Origin of the sequence: Achromobacter sp. Root83 (assembly GCF_001428845.1) — a bacterium.
GTDB lineage: Bacteria > Pseudomonadota > Gammaproteobacteria > Burkholderiales > Burkholderiaceae_B > Achromobacter.
In genome coordinates this window covers 83302-102054 of record NZ_LMIU01000028.1, presented here as the reverse complement: position 1 = coordinate 102054, position 18753 = coordinate 83302, and the positions used below count along the sequence as shown (strand labels likewise).

The window sequence follows — 18753 nt, the reverse complement described above, 5'->3', positions numbered from 1 at the left end:
TCGCCGGGCGGCAAGAAAGGAGACTGCGATGCAGAAGAAAAAAATGCGCGGATGGGCGCTGGCCGCCATCCTGGTGGCAGCCATGGGAAACGCCGCGGCGCAATCCTATCCGGCTAAGGCGGTGAAAATCGTGGTCCCGCAGGCGCCGGGCGGCGCGACGGACGTTTTCGCGCGCCATATGGCGGAAAAGCTGGGCGCGGCGTGGGGGCAGCCCGTGGTGGTGGAGAATCGCGCCGGCGCCGCGGGCATCATCGGCACCGACTCCGTCGCCAAAGCGGAACCGGATGGCTACACGCTGCTGCTGACGTACGCGGGCTCCCAGGCCGTGAACCAAAGCCTGTACAGCAAGATTCCCTTCGATTCGGTCAAGGATTTCGCTACCGTCGCCACGGTAGCCACCACGCCTTTTCTGCTGGTCGTGGGCGCCGGCTCCCCGTTGCAGGACTTTCCGTCGCTGGTCGCGCGCGCCAAGGCCGAGCCGGGCCGCGTGACGTATTCCACCTCCGGCAACGGCTCCATCAATCACCTGCTGTCCGAATCCCTGAATGTCGAGGCCGGCATCAAAATGATGCACGTGCCCTACAAGGGCATTGCGGCGGCTCTGCTGGACGTGGCAAGCGGGAATGTGGACACCGCCTTCGCCGCCGTGCCCTCGGCGTTGCCGCTGGTCAACGGCGGCAAGTTGCGCGCCATCGCGGTGTCCAGCGCCAAGCGCAACGCCAGCCTGCCCAACGTTCCCGCCATCGCCGAAATGGGATATCCGAACTTCGATGTCAGCCCCTGGTGGGGCATCCTGGCGCCGGCCAACACGCCACGGCCCGTGGTCGACAAGATCAACGCGGACGTCGCGAAGATCCTGCAGACCGAAGCCTCGCGCGAATTCTTCCGCAACCAGGGTGCCGATACCCTCATCACCAGCCCGGACAAGTTTCACGCCATGTTGGAATCGGACGTCGTGAAATGGGCCAAGGTAGTCAAGGCGTCTGGCGCCAAGGTGGACTGAAATGCATACCCCTCCCATCGTTTATCTACGCGTCAACCGTGTCGACGCCGCGCTGTGCGAGCAGGCCCGCGAGGTCACTGTCGCCGACCTGCATGAAAGCACCGCGCCGCTCGGCTATCCGGGGCTGATGTCGTCCCGTATGCGGCGCATCACCACCGGCAAGATCGCCGGTCCCGCCATTACGGCGGTGTGCCAGCCGGGCGACAACCTGATGATGCACCGGGCATTGCGTCTGGCGCAGCCGGGCGACGTGCTGGTCGTGGTGTGCCAAAGCGAGACCTCGGGCGCGCAATGGGGCGACGTCGCGACCCACTACGCCATGCAGCTGGGGCTGGCGGGGGTGGTGGTGCAAGGCAGCGTGCGCGACGTGGATACCGTGACGGCCTTGGGGTTCCCTGTGTGGGCCACCCGCGTTTCGCCGTCGCATCCGGACAAGGCCCGGGCCGGGGCGGTCAATGTGCCGGTGGCCTGCGGCGACGTCCTGGTGTGTCCCGGCGACCTGGTGGTCGCCGATGGCGACGGCGTCATCGTTGTGAGCCGCGCTGACGCCGCGGCCGTTGTCGGTGCGGCGCGGGCCAAAATGCGCAAGGAAGAGGACGTCATCGCCGCGATCCACGGCGGGGCGGCGGTCTGGGAGCTCAGTGGCGCCGCGGCCGCCTATGCCGGGCTTGGCATCACCGAACGTGACGCCGCCTACGACGACGCATGATGAAGGTCTGCGTGTTCGGGGCCGGCGCGATTGGCGGATACCTGGCCGCCCGCCTCATTCATGCCGGGGGGGAACACCAGGTGTCCGTCGTTGCGCGCGGCGCGCAACTGCGCGGCATCGTCGACGGCGGGCTGCGCCTGCTGGCGCAGGACGAGGACTTCATCGTGCGGCCGCATGCCGTCACCGACAGTCCATGCCAGCTTGCGCCGCAGGATCTTGTGTTCGTCGCGCTCAAGTCGCACGCCCAACCGGCGGCGGCAAGGGATATTGCCGCGCTGCTGGGCCCGGACGGCGCGGCGGTGTTCGTCAACAACGGGATTCCCTGGTGGTGGACGTACCACGGCGAGGCGGCACCCGATGCCCGGCCGCTCCCGCTGCTCGACCCGCAGGCGGCGCTATGGAACAGCGTCGGGCCGGCGCGCGCGATGGGCTGCGTGGTGTATTCCGCCAATGAAATCGTGCAGCCGGGGGTGGTGCGCCATGTCGCCAACAACCAGTGGCTGCTGGGCGAACCCGATCGCACGCGTTCTCCAAGATTGCTTGCCGCGGTCGAGCTGATGCGGCATGCCGGGCTGCAGGCGACAGCCGCCGCGGACATCCGGCATTGCGTGTGGGTGAAATTGTTGCGCAACGCTCCGCTGAATACCATTTGCGCGTTGACTCGGCTTCCCGCCGACGGGCTATCCGGGACCCCGGGCCTGGTGGACCTGTGTGCCGCCGTCATCGACGAAGTCGTGGCCATCGCCGCCGCGGACGGTTCGGACGTGTCGGGCCAGGCCGAAAACGCCAAGGCCGCGCTGGGCCTGGGCGCGGCGGTCGACGGCAGCCGGGCGACCATTCGCCCTTCCATGCTGCAGGACGTGCTGCAGAACCGCAGAATGGAAGTCGATGCCATTCTTGGCCAGGTGCAGGCCTTCGCCCGGGCCAGCGCAACGCCATGTCCCACCATCGACACGCTGCTGCCGCTGCTGCGGGGACTGGGCCAGGGCATCGCCTGAGCCCGATGCAGGCTCAGCCGCGCCTATTGGCCGCGCCGGGCTATTCCGAGGCGGCGGGGCCCCGGTTCCGCGCCACCGGCACCACGCGCATCACGGGGGCCAGCGGCTTGCCGGCGGCGGCGTCCGCGCGCGGGCGGATCATCATCGGGAAGAACCGCCACAGGTACAGCCCCAGCGCCAGCGCCCAGGCGGTGGCCGACGCGTGCAGGAATCCCAGCGTGGCCGCCGTGGGCAACAGGGCCGCGAGCCGCAGCAGGGCGGCCAGGATCATCAGCGCGTAGCTGACGATCATGCTGCGGTCTGTCTGCAGCGGGCGTCCCAGATGGCCCAGCGCCGTGCGCGTCACCATGCCCAGGATCAGCACCGAAAAGCCCGCCACGCCGATCACGTGCGCCGGCCAGGCCGGCCGCAGGACGTAGCCGGCCAGGTGCGCGGCGCCCACCAGCAGGCCGATGCCCAGGCCCAGGTAGCCCGCGTACAGGATCCACAGCAGCGGTACGCGGCGCACGGCCCAGGGCTTCCAGGATATCCATTGCACCAGGGCGATCAGGCCGGTGGCCGCCAGCGCCAGCGCGGCAATCTGCTGCGCGCCCGCCAGCAGGCAGGCAATGGCGACGATGCCCGTGCCCAACTGCCAATGGCCGCTGCGGGTATGGGAAGGAATGTCCAGTCCGGCGACCGCGCGCTTGGCGAAGAACGGCATGACCCGGCGCGCGATCAGCAGGGTCAGCACCGCCATGCACAGCAGGCCGGCATTGAAGTAGCGCATCAGCGTCAGGTAGTCGCCCTGGACCGTGGCCCAGAGATACAGCGCGTTGGTCGCGCCCAGCGCCAGCAGCAGCAAGGGCACGCCGTAGTTGCGCTGGTTGCGGGTGACGGCGACGGCGCGTCCCAGCGCGCCAGCCGCCCACAGGAAGAACAGCAGGTCGGCCGCGCCCGCGACGGCAAAGGCGGGACGGCCCGGCACGAGATAGCCCGCGCGCGCCACGATCCATAGCAGGCACAGCGCGGCCAGCGCGTTGCCGCGCAGGGGATTCTTGCCGGTCCAGTTGGCGCCCGCGGTCAGCAGAAAGCCCACGGCGATGGTGGCCACGAAGCCCCACAACATTTCGTGCGCGTGCCAGAACACGCCGTTCAGCACGCCCGTCAACCGGGCGGGGGCATGCACCCACAGCAGCACGGACGCGAGCGCCCAGAAGCAGCCGGCCAGATACAGCGGGCGAAAACCCATCTCGGTGAAAGCGCGCCATTGCGGCCGTGCGCGGCGCGGCGGCCGTTCGGGTTCTTCGATGGAAAGCAGGGTGGTCATGAGGTGGGCGCCATTGCGCGGCGCGAGAGGCGCGCCGCAATTTTGAAAATGTATTTGAAATACATATTAATCCTCCGCGCGCCGGGCTGCCAGCGGCCGGCTTGATCCAGCGCAAGCCCGCCCGGATCCCAGGCGTGACTAGGCACATCGGCAAGGGGCTTCTGGTCGGCTGGCGAATGGTGGAAGCGGGCCGTGGTCCCTAGGCTAGCCACATAGGAATTTGTCAGCAAAGCGAGAGTAACCATGGCAGCAAATCATTCCTCGGCCGGCGCGCCGATGCGGGTCCTGATATCCAGTACGTTCGCCTTCACCATCTGTTTCGCGGTGTGGATGATTTTTGCAGTGCTGGGCATCCCCATCAAGGCGCAGTTGGGCCTTTCCGAAACCCAGTTCGGCCTGCTGGCCGCCATGCCGGTCCTGACCGGCTCGCTGGTGCGGGTGCCGCTGGGCATCTGGACGGACCGCTACGGCGGCCGGCCCGTCTTCTTCATCCTGATGCTGTTGGCCGTGGTGCCGATCTGGCTGCTGTCCTACGCGACGGAGTATTGGCAGTTCCTGGTGCTGGCGCTGTTCGTCGGCCTGACCGGCGGCTCGTTCTCGGTGGGCACGCCCTATGTGGCGCGCTGGTTCCCGCGCAACAAGCAGGGCCTGGCGATGGGCGTGTTCGGCGCGGGCAACTCCGGGTCGGCCATCACCAAGTTCGTGGCCCCCGCGCTGATCGCGGCCGCCGGCGGCGCCTGGGTCATCGTGCCCCAGGTATACGCGGTTGCGCTGCTGGTCACCGCGATCCTGTTCTGGATGTTCTCGGCGTCCGACCCGTCGCACCGCGTGCCGCGCGGCGCCACGCTGTCGCAGCAGTTCGCCATGCTGAAGGACCCGCGCGTCTGGCGCTATTGCCAGTACTACTCGGTGGTGTTCGGCGGCTACGTGGCGCTGGCGCTGTGGATGACCAAGTACTACATCGGCGAATACGGCTTCGACATGAAGCTGGCCGCGCTGCTGGCGGCGTGCTTCTCCTTGCCCGGCGGCGTGCTGCGCGCGATGGGCGGCTGGATCTCCGACCGCTACGGCGCCTACAAGACCACGTGGTGGGTGATGTGGGTGTGCTGGGTGGCGTTCTTCCTGCTCAGCTATCCGCAAACCGAATTCACGGTCATGACGGCCGGCGGCCCGCGCTCCTTCGGCATCGCCCTGGGGCCCACCACCTTCACCATCCTGCTGTTCATCGTCGGCATCGCCATGGCGATCGGCAAGGCCTCTGTCTTCAAGTTCATTTCGGATGAGTTCAGCGACAACATTGGCGCCGTGTCCGGCATCGTCGGCCTGGCCGGCGGCCTGGGCGGCTTCGTGCTGCCGATCATGTTCGGCGTGCTGCTGGACCTGACGGGCATCCGCTCCAGCGCCTTCATGCTGCTGTACGGCACCGTCTGCGTCTCGCTCATCTTCATGCACTTCAGTTTCCGGCCGGAAAGCGCGGCCATTGCCCGGCAGCAAGCCGCCTGACCCACTCCAACACCCTGAGAGAATCCTATGTCCACTCAAGTCCTTGCGCGCTGGGAGCCGGATAATCCCGGCTTCTGGAAACAGACCGGCGCGCGCGTCGCCAACCGCAACCTCTGGATCTCGATCCCGGCGCTGATGCTGGCGTTCAGCATCTGGATGCTGTGGAGCGTGGTGGTGGTCAACCTGGACCGCGCCGGCTTCATGCTGTCCAAGAACCAGTTGTTCTGGCTGACGGCGCTGCCCGCGCTGTCGGGCGCCACCCTGCGCATCTTCTACTCGTTCCTGGTGCCCGTGTTCGGCGGGCGCAAGTGGACGGCCATCTCCACGGCGTCCCTGCTGATTCCGGCGCTGGGCATGGGTTTCGCGCTGCGCGACCCGACGACCACGTTTCCCACGCTGCTGATCCTGGCGCTGCTGTGCGGCCTGGGCGGCGGCAACTTCAGTTCCAGCATGGCCAACATCAGCTTCTTCTTCCCGAAAGAGAAGAAGGGCCTGGCCACGGGCCTGAACGCCGGCATCGGCAACCTGGGTGTGTCGCTGGTGCAGTTCGTGGTGCCGGTCGTCATCTCGGTGGGCGTCTTCGGCGTGGCCGGCGGCACGCCCCAGGAAGTGACGGTCAACGGCGCGCAACAGAACCTGTGGCTGCAGAACGCGGGCTTCATCTGGGTGATACCGATCGCGCTGGCGTCGATCGCCGCATGGTTCGGGATGAACGACATCGCCGATGCGCGGGCGTCCTTCGCGGACCAGGCCGTGATCTTCAAGCGCAAGCACAACTGGCTGATGTGCTGGCTGTACGTGGGCACGTTCGGATCCTTCATCGGTTTTTCGGCGGGCTTCGCCATGCTGACCAAGACGCTGTTTCCGCAGGTGAACCCGATGGCCTATGCCTTCCTGGGGCCGCTGGTCGGATCGCTGACGCGTCCCATCGGCGGCTGGGTGTCGGACAAGATCGGCGGGGCGCGGGTCACGCTGTTCACCTTCGCGGCCATGATCGCCGCCGTGCTGGGCGTGGTGATGTTCCTGCCCGCCGCCGGCCGCGCGGGCGATTTCAACGGCTTTCTGGCCATGTTCATCGTGCTGTTCGCGCTGACCGGCGTGGGCAACGGTTCCACCTTCCGCATGATTCCCGTGATCTTCCTGCGCGAACGCATGCAGGCGGCCAAGGGCAAGGGTCCGGCCGGAGAAAAGCAGGCCATGTCGGAAGCCGCCAAGGAATCCGCGGCCGTGCTGGGCTTTTCCGGCGCCATCGGCGCATACGGCGGCTTTTTCATTCCGCGCAGCTTCGGCACCTCGCTGGAGATGACGGGGGGCGTGCAGGCCGCGCTGTATTGCTTCATCGGCTTCTACGCCACCTGCCTGCTGATCACGTGGTGGTACTACGCGCGCCGCAACGCCCCGGTGCCTTGCTGACCGCCGGCGTCCCCGCGGGAGTAACTAGTCATTCTGCCGGGCTCCGCCTGTGCCACCGGCGAATGGCCCGCGGGGCGGCCCGGCCCTAAAGTGGTTTCACAGCATTGATCGCAGTACGCGCCGGCCAGGCCGGCGTTCTTGGAGAAACACAATGAGTCATTTTCTGGACCGGTTGAAGTTCATGTCGCGGGTGAAGTCCACCTTCGCGAACGGTCACGGTGAAACGGTCAACGAGGACCGCAAGTGGGAAAACGCCTACCGCTCCCGGTGGCAGCACGACAAGGTGGTGCGTTCGACCCACGGCGTCAATTGCACCGGTTCCTGCTCCTGGAAGGTCTATGTCAAGAACGGCCTGATCACCTGGGAAACCCAGCAGACCGACTACCCCCGCACGCGGCCCGACCTGCCCAACCATGAACCGCGCGGCTGTCCGCGGGGCGCGTCGTACAGCTGGTACGTGTATTCGGCGCAGCGCGTGAAGTATCCGATGATCCGCGGCCGCCTGATCGAGATGTGGCGCGAAGCCCGCAAGACGATGGACCCCATCGACGCCTGGGAATGGATCAGCCAGGATCCCGTGCGCGCCAAGCGCTACAAGGCCGTGCGCGGCCTGGGCGGCTTCGTGCGCGCCGACTGGGACACCGCCACCGAGATCATCACCGCCGCCAACGCGTACACGATCAAGAAGTTCGGCCCCGACCGCCTGATCGGCTTTTCGCCGATTCCCGCCATGTCCATGGTCAGCTACGCCGCCGGCGCGCGCTACCTGAGCCTTCTGGGCGGCGCCTGCCTGAGCTTCTACGACTGGTACTGCGACCTGCCGCCCGCCAGCCCGCAGGTGTGGGGCGAGCAGACCGACGTGCCCGAATCGGCCGACTGGTACAACTCGACCTACCTGATGGTGTGGGGTTCAAACGTGCCCCAGACCCGCACCCCGGACGCGCACTTCTACACCGAAGTCCGCTACAAGGGCACCAAGACGGTGGCCGTGTCCAGCGACTTCGGCGAAATGGTCAAGTTCGGCGACATCTGGCTGGCGCCCAAGCAGGGCACCGACGCCGCGCTGGCGATGGCCATGGGCCATGTGATCCTGAAGGAATTCCACCTGTCCGGCGCATCGGCCTATTTCAAGGACTACGTGCGCCGCTACACCGACATGCCGATGCTGGTGCTGTTGAAGGAGCGCGACGGCTTCTACGCGCCGGATCACTTCCTGCGCGCCTCGCACCTGGACGGCGCGCTGGGCGAACAGAACAACCCCGACTGGAAGACGCTGGTGCTGGACGAGACCAGCGGCGACCTGGTGGCCCCCAACGGCAGCATCGGCTTCCGCTGGGGCGAAGGCGCGGTCAACGGTGGCGAGAAGGTCGGCCGCTGGAACCTGGAATCCAAGGACGGCGGCAATGGCCGCGAGATCACCCCGACGCTGACCCTGCTGGGCCAGTCCGAGGAGGTGGTGGGCGTGGGCTTCCCGTACTTCGGCAGCGAACACGGCGAACTGCTGGTGCGCAACGTGCCGGCGCGCCGCATCCGTCTGGCCGACGGCACCGACGCCCTGGTCGCCACGGTGTACGACCTGCAGATGGCCAACTATGGTCTGGACCGCGGGCTGGGTGGCGGCAACGTGGCGTCCTCGTATGACGACGACGTGCCCTACACCCCGGCCTGGCAGGAAAAGCACACCAGCGTGCCGCGTGCGCAGGTGATCCAGGTGGCGCGCGAGTTCGCGCAGAACGCCCACGATACCGAAGGCAAGTCCATGGTGATCGTCGGCGCCGGCCTGAACCACTGGTACCACATGGACATGATCTACCGCGGCATCATCAACATGCTGATGATGTGCGGCTGCGTGGGCAAGAGCGGCGGCGGCTGGGCGCACTATGTGGGCCAGGAAAAGCTGCGGCCGCAGTTCGGCTGGGCGCCGCTGGCGTTCGCGTCGGACTGGGTGCGTCCGCCGCGCCAGATGAACGGCACGTCCTTCTTCTACGCGCACACCAGCCAATGGCGCCATGAAAAGCTGAATGTCCAGGAAGTCCTGGGCCCCACCGCCGATCGCGGCCGCTACAGCGACCTGAGCATGATCGACCTGAACGCCCGCGCCGAGCGCATGGGCTGGCTGCCGTCGGCGCCGCAGTTGCAGACCAATCCGCTGGATGTGGTGGCGCAGGCGGAAAGCCTGGGCAAGGACCCCGTGGCCCACGCCGTCGAACAGATGAAGTCCGGCGCGCTGCGCATGTCCTGCGAGAACCCGGACGATCCGGCCAACTTCCCGCGCAACATGTTCGTGTGGCGTTCCAACATCCTGGGCTCCAGCGGCAAGGGCCACGAGTACTTCCTGAAGTACCTGCTGGGCACGCAGAACGCGGTGTTCGGCGACGAGGGCGACGCGATCAAGCCCACGGAAGTCACCTACGAGGAAGACGCGGCCGAAGGCAAGCTGGACCTGCTGACCGTGCTGGACTTCCGCATGAGCACGACCTGCCTGTACGGCGACATCGTGCTGCCGACCGCCACCTGGTACGAAAAGGACGACCTCAACACGTCCGACATGCACCCGTTCATCCACCCCTTGAGCGAAGCCGTGCAGCCGCTGTGGGAAAGCAAGACCGACTGGGAGATCTACAAGCTGCTGGCCAAGAAGTTCAGCGACATCGGCGGCCCCTACCTGGGCAAGCGCCGCGACCTGGTGCTGACCCCGCTGATGCACGACACCCCGGGAGAACTGGGCCAGGCTTTCGAGCCCAAGGACTGGAAGCTGGGCGAATGCGACCTGATCCCCGGCAAGACCGCGCCGTCCATGATGGTGGTCGAACGCGATTACAACGACATCTACCGCAAGTTCACGTCGGTGGGCCCCTTGCTGGACAAGCTGGGCAACGGCGGCAAGGGCATCAACTGGAACACCGAGCACGAGGTGCATGAGCTGGCCGGCATCAACGAAGCCGTCGCCGAACCCGGCGTGAGCCAGGGCCGTCCGCGCCTGGACACCGCCATCGACGCGGCCGAGATGATCCTGACCTTCGCGCCCGAAACCAACGGCCACGTGTCGGTCAAGGCCTGGGAAGCGCTGGGCAAGATCACCGGACGCGAACACACGCACCTCGCCGTCGGCCGCGAGCACGACAAGATCCGCTTCCGCGACATCCAGGCGCAGCCGCGCAAGATCATCTCGGCGCCGACCTGGTCGGGCCTGGAAAGCGAAGAGGTCAGCTACAACGCCGGCTATACCAACGTGCACGAACTGATTCCGTGGCGCACCCTGACGGGCCGTCAGCAGTTCTACCAGGACCACCGCTGGATGCTGGACTTCGGCGAAGGCCTGTGCGTGTACAAGCCCGCCATCGACACCAAGACGGTCGCGCCCATGCTGGGCAAGTACCCGAACGGCGAGAAGGAACTGGTCCTGAACTGGATCACCCCCCACCAGAAGTGGGGCATCCACAGCACGTACTCGGACAACCTGCGCATGCTGACCCTGAGCCGCGGCGGCCCCCACGTGTGGGTGTCGGAAACCGAGGCCAAGCAGGCCGGGCTGGTCGACAACGATTGGGTCGAAGTGTTCAACGTGAACGGCACCCTGACGGCGCGGGTGGTGGTCAGCCAGCGCGTGCCGGTGGGCATGTGCCTGATGTACCACGCGCAGGAGAAGATCGTGAACGTGCCGGGCGCCGAAACCAGCGGCAAGCGCGGCGGGATCCACAACTCGGTGACGCGCACGGTGCTCAAGCCCACGCACATGATCGGTGGCTATGCGCAGCAGGCCTACGGTTTCAATTACTACGGCACCGTGGGCGCCAACCGCGATGAATTCGTGGTGGTGCGCAAGATGAAGAAGGTCGACTGGCTGGAAGGGCCATTGCTTGAAGACCCCTCCGTCGAAGCAACGCAACAAGAAGAGAAGCAATCATGAGGATACGCGCCCAAATCGGCATGGTGCTGAACCTGGACAAGTGCATCGGCTGCCACACTTGCTCGGTCACCTGCAAGAACGTCTGGACCAGCCGCGACGGTGTCGAATACGCCTGGTTCAACAACGTTGAAACCAAGCCCGGCATCGGCTATCCCAAGGAATGGGAGAACCAGAACAAGTGGAAGGGCGGCTGGAACCGCACCGCCGCCGGCAAGCTGGAACCGCGCCAGGGCGGCAAGCTGCGCATCCTGGCCAACCTGTTCGCCAACCCGAACCTGCCGGCCATCGACGACTACTACGAGCCGTTCACCTTCGACTACGAGCATCTGCAGAACGCGCCGCTGTCGCAGACACCGCCCACGGCGCGTCCCGTGTCGGTGCTGACCGGCAAGAAGATGGAGAAGATCGAGTGGGGCCCGAACTGGGAAGACGACCTGGGCGGCGAATTCAGCGCGCGCAGCCGCGACGCGCTGTTCGAAGGCGTGCAGAAGGAGATGTACTCGACCTTCGAAAACACCTTCATGATGTACCTGCCGCGCCTGTGCGAACACTGCCTGAACCCGGCCTGTGTCGCCAGCTGCCCGTCCGGTTCCATCTACAAGCGCGAAGACGACGGCATCGTCCTGGTGGACCAGGACAAGTGCCGCGGCTGGCGCATGTGCATCTCGGGCTGCCCGTACAAGAAGATCTACTACAACTGGAGCAGCGGCAAGGCCGAAAAGTGCACGTTCTGCTATCCGCGCATCGAAGCCGGCCAGCCGACCGTGTGCTCGGAAACCTGCGTGGGCCGCATCCGCTACCTGGGCGTCCTGCTGTATGACGCCGACCAGATCGAAAGCGCCGCGTCCACCGCCAACGAGCAGGACCTGTACCAATCGCAGCTCGACCTGTTCCTGGACCCGCATTCGCCCGAGGTGATCGCCGCCGCGCGCGAGCAGGGCATTCCGGAATCGTGGCTGGAAGCCGCCCGCCAGTCGCCCGTCTACAAGATGGCCGTCGAATGGAAGGTCGCGTTCCCGCTGCACCCGGAATACCGCACCTTGCCCATGGTCTGGTACATCCCGCCGCTGTCGCCGATCCAGTCGGCAGCCGAATCCGGCAAGATGCCCCAGCGCACCCTGGGCAAGAGCGGCATGATCCCCGACGTGTCCAGCCTGCGCATTCCCGTGCGCTACCTGGCCAACCTGCTGACCGCCGGCAAGGAAGCCCCGGTGGTCCAGGCGCTGGAACGCATGCTGGCCATGCGCGCCTTCAAGCGGTCCGAGACCGTGCACGGCGAACGCGACACGGCCTTGCTGGACCAGGTCGGCCTGTCCGAGGAAACCGTGCAGGACATGTACAAGATCATGGCCATCGCCAACTACGAAGACCGCTTCGTGGTGCCAAGCAGCCACAAGGAAATCGTCGAAGACAGCTTCAACGAAAAGGGAAGCTGCGGCTTTACCTTCGGCAACGGCTGCTCGGGCGGGGTGTCCGAGGGCACCTTGTTCGGCCGCAAGCCCCAGGGCAGCGAGATCTTCATCGAAATGCCCAAGTCACGCAAGAAGGCCGTTTCGGCCTGAGGAAAGGAGAACACCATGAGCTTGTACCGCCTGCTTTCCGCCTTGCTCTGCTACCCCGAGCCCGAGCTGCTGGACTACCTGGGTGAAGTCGAGGAGGCCCTGGCCGCCTACCCGGACGCCGAGGAAACCCTGCAGCCCCTGATCGGCTATCTGGCCGCGAACGACCTGATTCCCCTGCAGGAAAACTACGTCGCCACGTTTGACCGCAACCGCGCGCATTCGCTGCACCTGTTCGAACACGTGCACGGCGAAAGCCGCGACCGCGGCCAGGCCATGGTGGACCTGCTGGAAACCTATCGCGAGCAGGGCTTTGAACCCGTCGTCTCGGAACTGCCGGACCACGTGCCGCTGTTCCTGGAGTTCCTGGGGGTCATCGACCCCGATCAGGCCCAGGAACTGCTGGACGAGGCCATCCATGTGCTGGCCGCCATCGGCTCGCGCCTGGCGAAGGGCGAAAGCCCCTACGCCTGCATCTTCGCGGTGCTGCGCGCCCAGTCCCGCGTGATTCCGCGCGAACAGACCGACGCCCCGGTGCGAGACATGGACGAAGCGATGGAAACCTTCGGCATCGGTCAGGACGGCGTGGAACCGCTGCTGCGGCCATTCTCGGGAGACGGGGCGCAGACCGTGCGCTTCTATCCCCGTGCGCCCGCGACCCATTAATGCTCAGGACGACGCATCATGAACTCCCTGAATCAGTTTCTTTTCGGCATCTATCCCTACATCGCGCTGACGGTTTTCCTGCTGGGCAGCCTGGCGCGCTTTGAGCGCGAGCAATACACCTGGAAGACCGACAGCTCGCAACTGCTGCATCGCGGCCAGCTTCGGCTGGGCAATATCCTGTTCCACATCGGCATCCTGGGCCTGTTCTTCGGCCATCTGGCCGGGCTGCTCACGCCGGTCATCGTGTGGGACACGCTGGGCGTGTCGCACACCCTGAAGCAGACGGTCGCCATGGTGGCCGGCGGCGTCATGGGCGGCCTGTGCCTGATCGGCCTGCTGATCCTGATCCACCGCCGCCTGAGCGATCCGCGCATCGCCCGCGCCACGCGCCCCGGCGACAAGCTGCTGCTGCTGTGGATCCTGGTCACCTTGCTGCTGGGCCTGTCCACCATCGTGCTGTCGGCCGGCCACATGGACGGCGAGATGATGGTGCGCCTGATGACCTGGGCGCAGCACATCGTCACCTTCCAGGGCGACGCCGCCAGCCATATCGCCGGCGTGCCGCTGCTGTTCAAGGCGCACCTGTTCATGGGCCTGACGCTCTTCGTGATCTTCCCGTTCACGCGGCTGGTCCACGTCTGGAGCGGCTTCGCGTCGGTCGGCTATCTGGGCCGCGCCTGGCAGCTTGTCCGTCCGCGCTGATTCTTCGACCCCTGGAGCCGAACATGCCTGTCATCGTCAATGGCGTCGAACTGAGCGACGCGGATCTGGAACGTGAATTGCCCCTGCATGCGCAGGCCAGCAACCCCATGCGCCACGCCATCACGGCGCTGGTGCTGCGCCGGGTGCTGCTGGACGAGGCCCGCCGCAAGGGCCTGGACGCCGAGGACGAGGAGGGCGCCATCGGCGCCTTGCTGGGCCGCGAGGCGCCCGCGCCGCAGGCCGACGAGCCGGCCTGCCGCCGCTTCTATCAGATGCACCCGCAGCGCTTCATGGTGGGTGAACTGATCGAGGCGGACCACATCCTGTTCCAGGTCACGCCGGGCGTGAACCTGGACATGCTGCGGGCCCATGCCAACGTCGTGCTGGCCGAGCTGCTGGCGGACCCGTCGCGCTTTGCCGAGGTGGCGCGCGAACAGTCCAACTGCCCGTCGGCCGCCGTGGGCGGCAGCCTGGGCCAGCTTGGCCGGGGCGACACCGTGCCGGAATTCGAGCGCGCCGTGTTCGCGTTGCCCTCGGGCGGCCTGCTGCCCCAGTTGCTGCAGACGCGCCACGGCCTGCACATCGTGCGGGTCACGCGCCGCATCGAAGGCCGCCTGCTGCCCTACGAGCAGGTGGCGCAGCAGATCGCCATGGCGCTGTCGTCCGTCAGCCGCGACACCGCGTGGCGCCAGTACACCAAGCTGCTGGTCGGCCGCGCCGACATCCAGGGCATCGACCTGGACGACGGCGAGCCGGAGCGCGTCTTCGGCGGGAGCGCCGCATGATGGACGAGCCGGCTGCGGGACCACTGAAGGACGGTTTCGGGCGCCGCATCGATTACCTGCGCGTGTCCGTCACGGACCGCTGCGACCTGCGTTGCAGCTATTGCCTGCCCAAGGATTTCAAGGGCTTCGAAACCCCGGCCAACTGGATGAGCCATGACGAAATGGCCCGGCTGGTCGGGCTGTTCGTGGGCCTGGGCGTCAGCAAGGTCAGGCTCACGGGCGGCGAGCCACTGCTGCGGCGTGGCGTGAGCGGGCTGGCAGGCGCCATCGCCGCCATGCGCGGCCTGCGCGACCTGTCCGTGTCCACCAACGCGACGCAACTTGTCCGCCATGCGCAAGCGCTGCGCGCGGCGGGCGTCAGCCGCCTGAACATCAGCCTGGACACGCTGGACGCCGCGGCGTTCAGCCAGATCACCGGGCGCGACTGCCTGGACGCCGTGCTGGCCGGGTTGGCCGCCGCCCGGCAGGCCGGCTTCGCGCCGATCAAGCTCAACAGCGTGGTGCATGCCGCCACGCCCGAGGCCGAGGTCCGGCGCCTGCTGTCCTACGCGGTGGAGCAGGGCTTCGTGCTGCGGCTGATCGAACCCATGCCCATGGGCGAATGCGGCCGGGGCTTTTCGCATACCGACCTGAACGCCATGGGCGCGCGGCTGGCGGCCGAGGCCGGCCTGCTGCCCGCCTTGGCGGGGACGGGCAACGGCCCGGCCCGCTACTGGACCGCCGGCCACGGCGCGCCGGTGCTGGGCGTGATCACCCCGATGTCGCGCCACTTCTGTGCAAGCTGCAACCGCGTCAGGCTGGGGGTGGACGGCACCCTGTACCTGTGCCTGGGCCAGGAAGACCAGGTGCCGCTGGGCCGCCTGCTGCGCGCCGGGGCCAGCGACGCCGACCTGACACAGGCGATTCTTGCGGGCATCGCCGCCAAGCCGGAACGCCATGATTTTGTCAGCCGCCCGGAACGCATTGTGCGCTTCATGGCGCAGACGGGAGGCTGACATGGGCGACATCGAACGCCTTATCGACGGCTTCCAGCGCTTTCAGCAGCAGTATTACGAGGACGCGCCGTCCCTGTACCGCAACCTGCGCGACGGGCAGCATCCCAGCACCTTGCTGATCGGCTGCTGCGATTCGCGGGTGGATCCCGCCATGCTGCTGGGTTGCGACCCCGGCGATATCTTCACCGTGCGCAATGTGGCGAATCTGGTGCCGCCGGCCAGCAAGGACCGGGGCCTGCAGGGCGTGCTGGCCGCGATCCAGTTCGCGGTCGAGCAGCTTCAGGTCAGCCGCATCATCGTGCTGGGCCATGCGCAGTGCGGCGGCATCCGGGCGCTGATGGAACGGCGCATCCGCGGCGACGGCGAAACCGATTACCTGGAGCGCTGGATGGACATCGCCGAACCGGCGCGCGAACGCGTGCTGCGGCAGATGCCGGCAGCGTCGGACGCCGAGCGCCGCCGCGCCTGCGAGCAGGCATCCATCCTGATCTCGCTGCGCAACCTGGAAGACCTGCCGTTTGTCCGGCGGGCGGTCGAGGCGGGAGGCCTGACCCTGCACGGCTGGTACTTCGACCTGGTGGCGGGCGCTTTGCTGGCATACTCGCCGCGGGCGGACACTTTTTTGCCCATCGTGTGTCCCTTGCTGACGGAACAAGCCCTCATATGACCCCAGTATTCGGTATCGCCGGCCGCTCCGGCAGCGGCAAAACCACCCTGATCGAGGCGATGCTGCCGCTGCTGGGCGCGCGCGGCCTGCGGGTCAACGTCATCAAGCACAGCCACCATGACTTCCAGATGGAGCCGCCCGGCAAGGACAGCGCGCGCTTCCGCCTTGCGGGGGCTCAGGAAGTGATGGTGGCGTCGCCTTACCGCTATGCGATCGTGCACGAACTGCGCGATGCGCCCGAGCCCTCGCTCGATGCGCAGCTCGCCCGCCTGACGCCGGCCGACCTGGTGCTGGTCGAAGGCTTCAAGCAGGCCGCGATTCCGCGCATCGAGGTCTACCGCCCGGCGCTGGGCAAACCGCCGCTGCACGCCGAGGACGGCGGTTTTCTGGCGGTCGTGACCGACGCGCCGCTGGATGCTGGCGTGCCATGCCTGCCGCTGAACGACCCCGCGCAGGTCGTGGAATTTGTGTGCCGCAGCCTTGGGCTGGGCTGAACGCGCGCGCCTGGGCGCGCAGGGCGCCGGCGGCGGGATGCCGGCGGGAACCGACTACACTGATACCCGATATGCCCGCCAAGCCCCGAGATTGATGACGTCCACCGATTCCACCGCCGACCCCGACGGACTGCCGTCGCCCAGGCACCGCCTGTCCACCCGCATCGTGGCCAGTTCGCTGCTGGCGCTGGTGGTGGTGCTGGCCATGGTGAGCTGGACGCTCTGGCTGTCCTGGCAGCTCGAAGGCGCGGGCGCGGCCATCAACGACACCGGCAGCCTGCGCATGCGGGCCAACCGGGTGGCGGTGGAACTGATGCGGCCGCAGGCGGGGCGCGAGGTCCGCACCAACGAGCAGATCATGATCCTGGACGAGACCATCGCGCGCCTGGCGCGCGGCAATCCGGCCCGTCCGCTGTTCATCCCCAACGACGAGGCCATCCGCGCCCAATGGCACGACGTGTCCGCCTACTGGCGCGACATCATGAAGCCGGCGGCGCTGCGCGCGCTCACGCAACCCGATGCCGCCACCTACCTGGAAACCCTGCCGGACTTTGTCGCCAAGGCGGACACGCTGGTGCGCATGATCGAACAGGACAATGCCGGCAAGACGACGTCGCTGCGCCTGTCGCAGGGCGTGCTTGCCGCCATCGCCAGCGCGGGCACGCTCGCGATGATCTACCTGCTGTATCTGTGGATCATTTCGCCGGTCCTGCGCCTGCGCGACGGCCTGCAGCGCATGGCCGACCGCGAGTTCAGCACCCGGCTGCCGGTGGAAAGCAAGGACGAGTTCGGCGTGCTGGCGCGGGGCTACAACCGCATGGCGGATGAGCTGCAAGACCTGTACACCAGCCTGGAGCAGCGGGTGGAGCTCAAGACCGCCCAGTTGGCCGCGCAGAACCGCGACATCGGGGCGCTGTACGACATGGCGGCCTTCCTGAACCAGCCCAACGAGATCGAGGCGATGTGCGACGGCTTCCTGCGCCGCGTCATGCTGCAGTTCGATGCCGACGCCGGCAGCATCCGCGCGCTCGATCCCAACAACGAAAAGCTCAACCTGGTGGTGTCGGTGGGGCTGTCCGACGAACTCGTCGAAGCCGAGCACTGCATGAAGGTGGACGACTGCTATTGCGGCGTCGCCACCCGCCAGGCGGGGGTCATCGTCATCCAGGACTTCCGCCAGACGCCGCCGGAAATGGATCTGAGCTGCCAGCGCGAAGGCTTTGCCAGCGTGGCGGTGTTCCGCATCGTCACCCGTGACGAGGTCCTGGGCTCTTATTCCCTGCATTTCCGGCGCCAGCGCCGCCTGCTGGCGTCGGATTCGCAGCTGCTGGAAACGCTGGGCCAGCATCTGGGCGTGGCGCTGGACAACCGGCGCCTGAGCGCGCAGGCCCGGCAGCTTGCCGTGGTGCAGGAGCGGGGCCTGGTGGCCCAGGGCCTGCACGACAGCCTGGCGCAAGGGCTGAACTTCCTGAATCTGCAATTGCAGATGCTCGACGCCGCGATCAAGCGCGGCGACGAAGACGAGATCAGCGAGATCCTGCCGCTCCTGCGCACGGGCGTGGATGAAAGCTACCAGGATGTGCGCGAGCTGCTGACCAACTTCCGCAGCAAGCTGTCCCAGGGCGACCTGCAAGCCGCCATCGAAGACACCGTGGCCCGGTTCCGCCGCCAGACCAGCATCGATACCGATCTGCAGTTCAGCCAGGGCGAGGGCGCGCCGCTGCCGCCCGAGCAGCAACTGCAGGTGCTGTTCATCCTGCAAGAGGCGCTGTCCAATGTGCGCAAGCATTCCGAGGCCAGCCGCGTGCGCATCGCGGTGGCCAACGACCGCGACTTCACGCTGTTGATCGCCGACAACGGCCAGGGCTACGACCCGGCCGACGTCGCTGAACGCGGCGAGTCCCATGTGGGACTGCACATCATGCGGGAACGCGCGGCCCGCATGCACGCCCTGATCAAACTCGAATCGCAGCCCGGCGCCGGCACCCGCGTCGCCCTGACCCTGCCCGGCAGCGAACGCCAGGCCGCCTGACATTTTTC

The 18753-nt window shown here is 67.0% G+C and carries 15 protein-coding genes; 14 read left to right on the top strand and 1 reads right to left on the bottom strand.

Annotated features, from left to right (window positions below; genetic code table 11):
- Positions 1–28: 28 nt before the first annotated feature.
- The 3 genes from ASE30_RS27825 to ASE30_RS27815 are packed head-to-tail and all read left to right on the top strand — an operon-like array spanning position 29 to position 2710.
- Complete coding sequence (locus tag ASE30_RS27825; protein ID WP_235515368.1) at positions 29–1003, top strand: tripartite tricarboxylate transporter substrate binding protein; 975 nt, start codon at positions 29–31, stop codon at positions 1001–1003.
- A gap of 1 nt (position 1004) precedes the next feature.
- Entirely contained in the window at positions 1005–1712 is a 708-nt protein-coding gene (locus ASE30_RS27820) for an RraA family protein (RefSeq protein ID WP_057287509.1), read from the top strand.
- Entirely contained in the window at positions 1709–2710 is a 1002-nt protein-coding gene (locus tag ASE30_RS27815; protein WP_082601770.1) for a ketopantoate reductase family protein, read from the top strand. Before ASE30_RS27820 ends, ASE30_RS27815 begins: the two co-directional genes overlap by 4 nt.
- A 40-nt stretch (positions 2711–2750) precedes the next feature.
- Here the strand turns inward: ASE30_RS27815 and ASE30_RS27810 are convergent, their stop codons facing one another.
- Positions 2751–4019 carry an NnrS family protein gene (locus tag ASE30_RS27810; RefSeq protein ID WP_057287507.1) on the bottom strand — a complete coding sequence of 423 codons (1269 nt, stop codon included), beginning with the start codon at positions 4017–4019 and terminating at the stop codon, positions 2751–2753.
- Positions 4020–4262: 243 nt separating this feature from the next.
- Here ASE30_RS27810 and ASE30_RS27800 point away from each other — a divergent pair, with 243 nt between their 5' ends.
- The 11 genes from ASE30_RS27800 to ASE30_RS27750 all read left to right on the top strand — a co-directional run bounded on the left by ASE30_RS27800 (position 4263) and on the right by ASE30_RS27750 (position 18745).
- Positions 4263–5522 carry a nitrate/nitrite transporter gene (locus ASE30_RS27800; RefSeq protein WP_057287505.1) on the top strand — a complete coding sequence of 420 codons (1260 nt, stop codon included), beginning with the start codon at positions 4263–4265 and terminating at the stop codon, positions 5520–5522.
- 27 nt (positions 5523–5549) lie between these two features.
- Positions 5550–6935, top strand: a complete 1386-nt coding sequence (locus tag ASE30_RS27795; protein ID WP_057287504.1) for a NarK family nitrate/nitrite MFS transporter — start codon at positions 5550–5552, stop codon at positions 6933–6935.
- A gap of 151 nt (positions 6936–7086) precedes the next feature.
- Positions 7087–10845 (top strand): nitrate reductase subunit alpha, encoded by a 3759-nt coding sequence (locus tag ASE30_RS27790; RefSeq protein ID WP_057287503.1) that lies wholly within the window; start codon positions 7087–7089, stop codon positions 10843–10845.
- Entirely contained in the window at positions 10842–12407 is a 1566-nt protein-coding gene (narH, locus tag ASE30_RS27785; protein WP_057287502.1) for a nitrate reductase subunit beta, read from the top strand. Before ASE30_RS27790 ends, narH begins: the two co-directional genes overlap by 4 nt.
- 15 nt (positions 12408–12422) lie before the next feature.
- A complete protein-coding gene (gene narJ / locus ASE30_RS27780) occupies positions 12423–13070 on the top strand; it encodes a nitrate reductase molybdenum cofactor assembly chaperone (protein WP_057287501.1) in 648 nt (215 codons plus the stop codon).
- Positions 13071–13088: 18 nt separating this feature from the next.
- Entirely contained in the window at positions 13089–13772 is a 684-nt protein-coding gene (gene narI / locus ASE30_RS27775) for a respiratory nitrate reductase subunit gamma (protein WP_057287500.1), read from the top strand.
- 23 nt (positions 13773–13795) lie between these two features.
- The gene (locus ASE30_RS27770) at positions 13796–14557 is read left to right on the top strand and encodes a peptidylprolyl isomerase (RefSeq protein WP_057287499.1); all 762 of its coding nucleotides are present in this window, start codon (positions 13796–13798) and stop codon (positions 14555–14557) included.
- A complete protein-coding gene (moaA, locus tag ASE30_RS27765) occupies positions 14554–15552 on the top strand; it encodes a GTP 3',8-cyclase MoaA (RefSeq protein WP_057287498.1) in 999 nt (332 codons plus the stop codon). Before ASE30_RS27770 ends, moaA begins: the two co-directional genes overlap by 4 nt.
- 1 nt (position 15553) lies before the next feature.
- Positions 15554–16219, top strand: a complete 666-nt coding sequence (locus ASE30_RS27760) for a carbonic anhydrase (RefSeq protein WP_057287497.1) — start codon at positions 15554–15556, stop codon at positions 16217–16219.
- Entirely contained in the window at positions 16216–16713 is a 498-nt protein-coding gene (gene mobB, locus ASE30_RS27755) for a molybdopterin-guanine dinucleotide biosynthesis protein B (protein ID WP_057287496.1), read from the top strand. Before ASE30_RS27760 ends, mobB begins: the two co-directional genes overlap by 4 nt.
- Before the next feature lie 94 nt (positions 16714–16807).
- The gene (locus ASE30_RS27750) at positions 16808–18745 is read left to right on the top strand and encodes a type IV pili methyl-accepting chemotaxis transducer N-terminal domain-containing protein (RefSeq protein ID WP_057287596.1); all 1938 of its coding nucleotides are present in this window, start codon (positions 16808–16810) and stop codon (positions 18743–18745) included.
- Positions 18746–18753: the final 8 nt, after the last annotated feature.

Excerpts from the sequence above, each read along its gene's own strand:
- ASE30_RS27825 (WP_235515368.1), top strand. The coding sequence starts at position 29 with ATGCAGAAGAAAAAAATGCGCGGATGGGCGCTGGCCGCCATCCTGGTG.
- ASE30_RS27820 (WP_057287509.1), top strand. The coding sequence starts at position 1,005 with ATGCATACCCCTCCCATCGTTTATCTACGCGTCAACCGTGTCGACGCC.
- ASE30_RS27815 (WP_082601770.1), top strand. The coding sequence starts at position 1,709 with ATGATGAAGGTCTGCGTGTTCGGGGCCGGCGCGATTGGCGGATACCTG.
- ASE30_RS27810 (WP_057287507.1), bottom strand. The coding sequence starts at position 4,019 with ATGACCACCCTGCTTTCCATCGAAGAACCCGAACGGCCGCCGCGCCGC.
- ASE30_RS27800 (WP_057287505.1), top strand. The coding sequence starts at position 4,263 with ATGGCAGCAAATCATTCCTCGGCCGGCGCGCCGATGCGGGTCCTGATA.
- ASE30_RS27795 (WP_057287504.1), top strand. The coding sequence starts at position 5,550 with ATGTCCACTCAAGTCCTTGCGCGCTGGGAGCCGGATAATCCCGGCTTC.
- ASE30_RS27790 (WP_057287503.1), top strand. The coding sequence starts at position 7,087 with ATGAGTCATTTTCTGGACCGGTTGAAGTTCATGTCGCGGGTGAAGTCC.
- narH (WP_057287502.1), top strand. The coding sequence starts at position 10,842 with ATGAGGATACGCGCCCAAATCGGCATGGTGCTGAACCTGGACAAGTGC.
- narJ (WP_057287501.1), top strand. The coding sequence starts at position 12,423 with ATGAGCTTGTACCGCCTGCTTTCCGCCTTGCTCTGCTACCCCGAGCCC.
- narI (WP_057287500.1), top strand. The coding sequence starts at position 13,089 with ATGAACTCCCTGAATCAGTTTCTTTTCGGCATCTATCCCTACATCGCG.
- ASE30_RS27770 (WP_057287499.1), top strand. The coding sequence starts at position 13,796 with ATGCCTGTCATCGTCAATGGCGTCGAACTGAGCGACGCGGATCTGGAA.
- moaA (WP_057287498.1), top strand. The coding sequence starts at position 14,554 with ATGATGGACGAGCCGGCTGCGGGACCACTGAAGGACGGTTTCGGGCGC.
- ASE30_RS27760 (WP_057287497.1), top strand. The coding sequence starts at position 15,554 with ATGGGCGACATCGAACGCCTTATCGACGGCTTCCAGCGCTTTCAGCAG.
- mobB (WP_057287496.1), top strand. The coding sequence starts at position 16,216 with ATGACCCCAGTATTCGGTATCGCCGGCCGCTCCGGCAGCGGCAAAACC.
- ASE30_RS27750 (WP_057287596.1), top strand. The coding sequence starts at position 16,808 with ATGACGTCCACCGATTCCACCGCCGACCCCGACGGACTGCCGTCGCCC.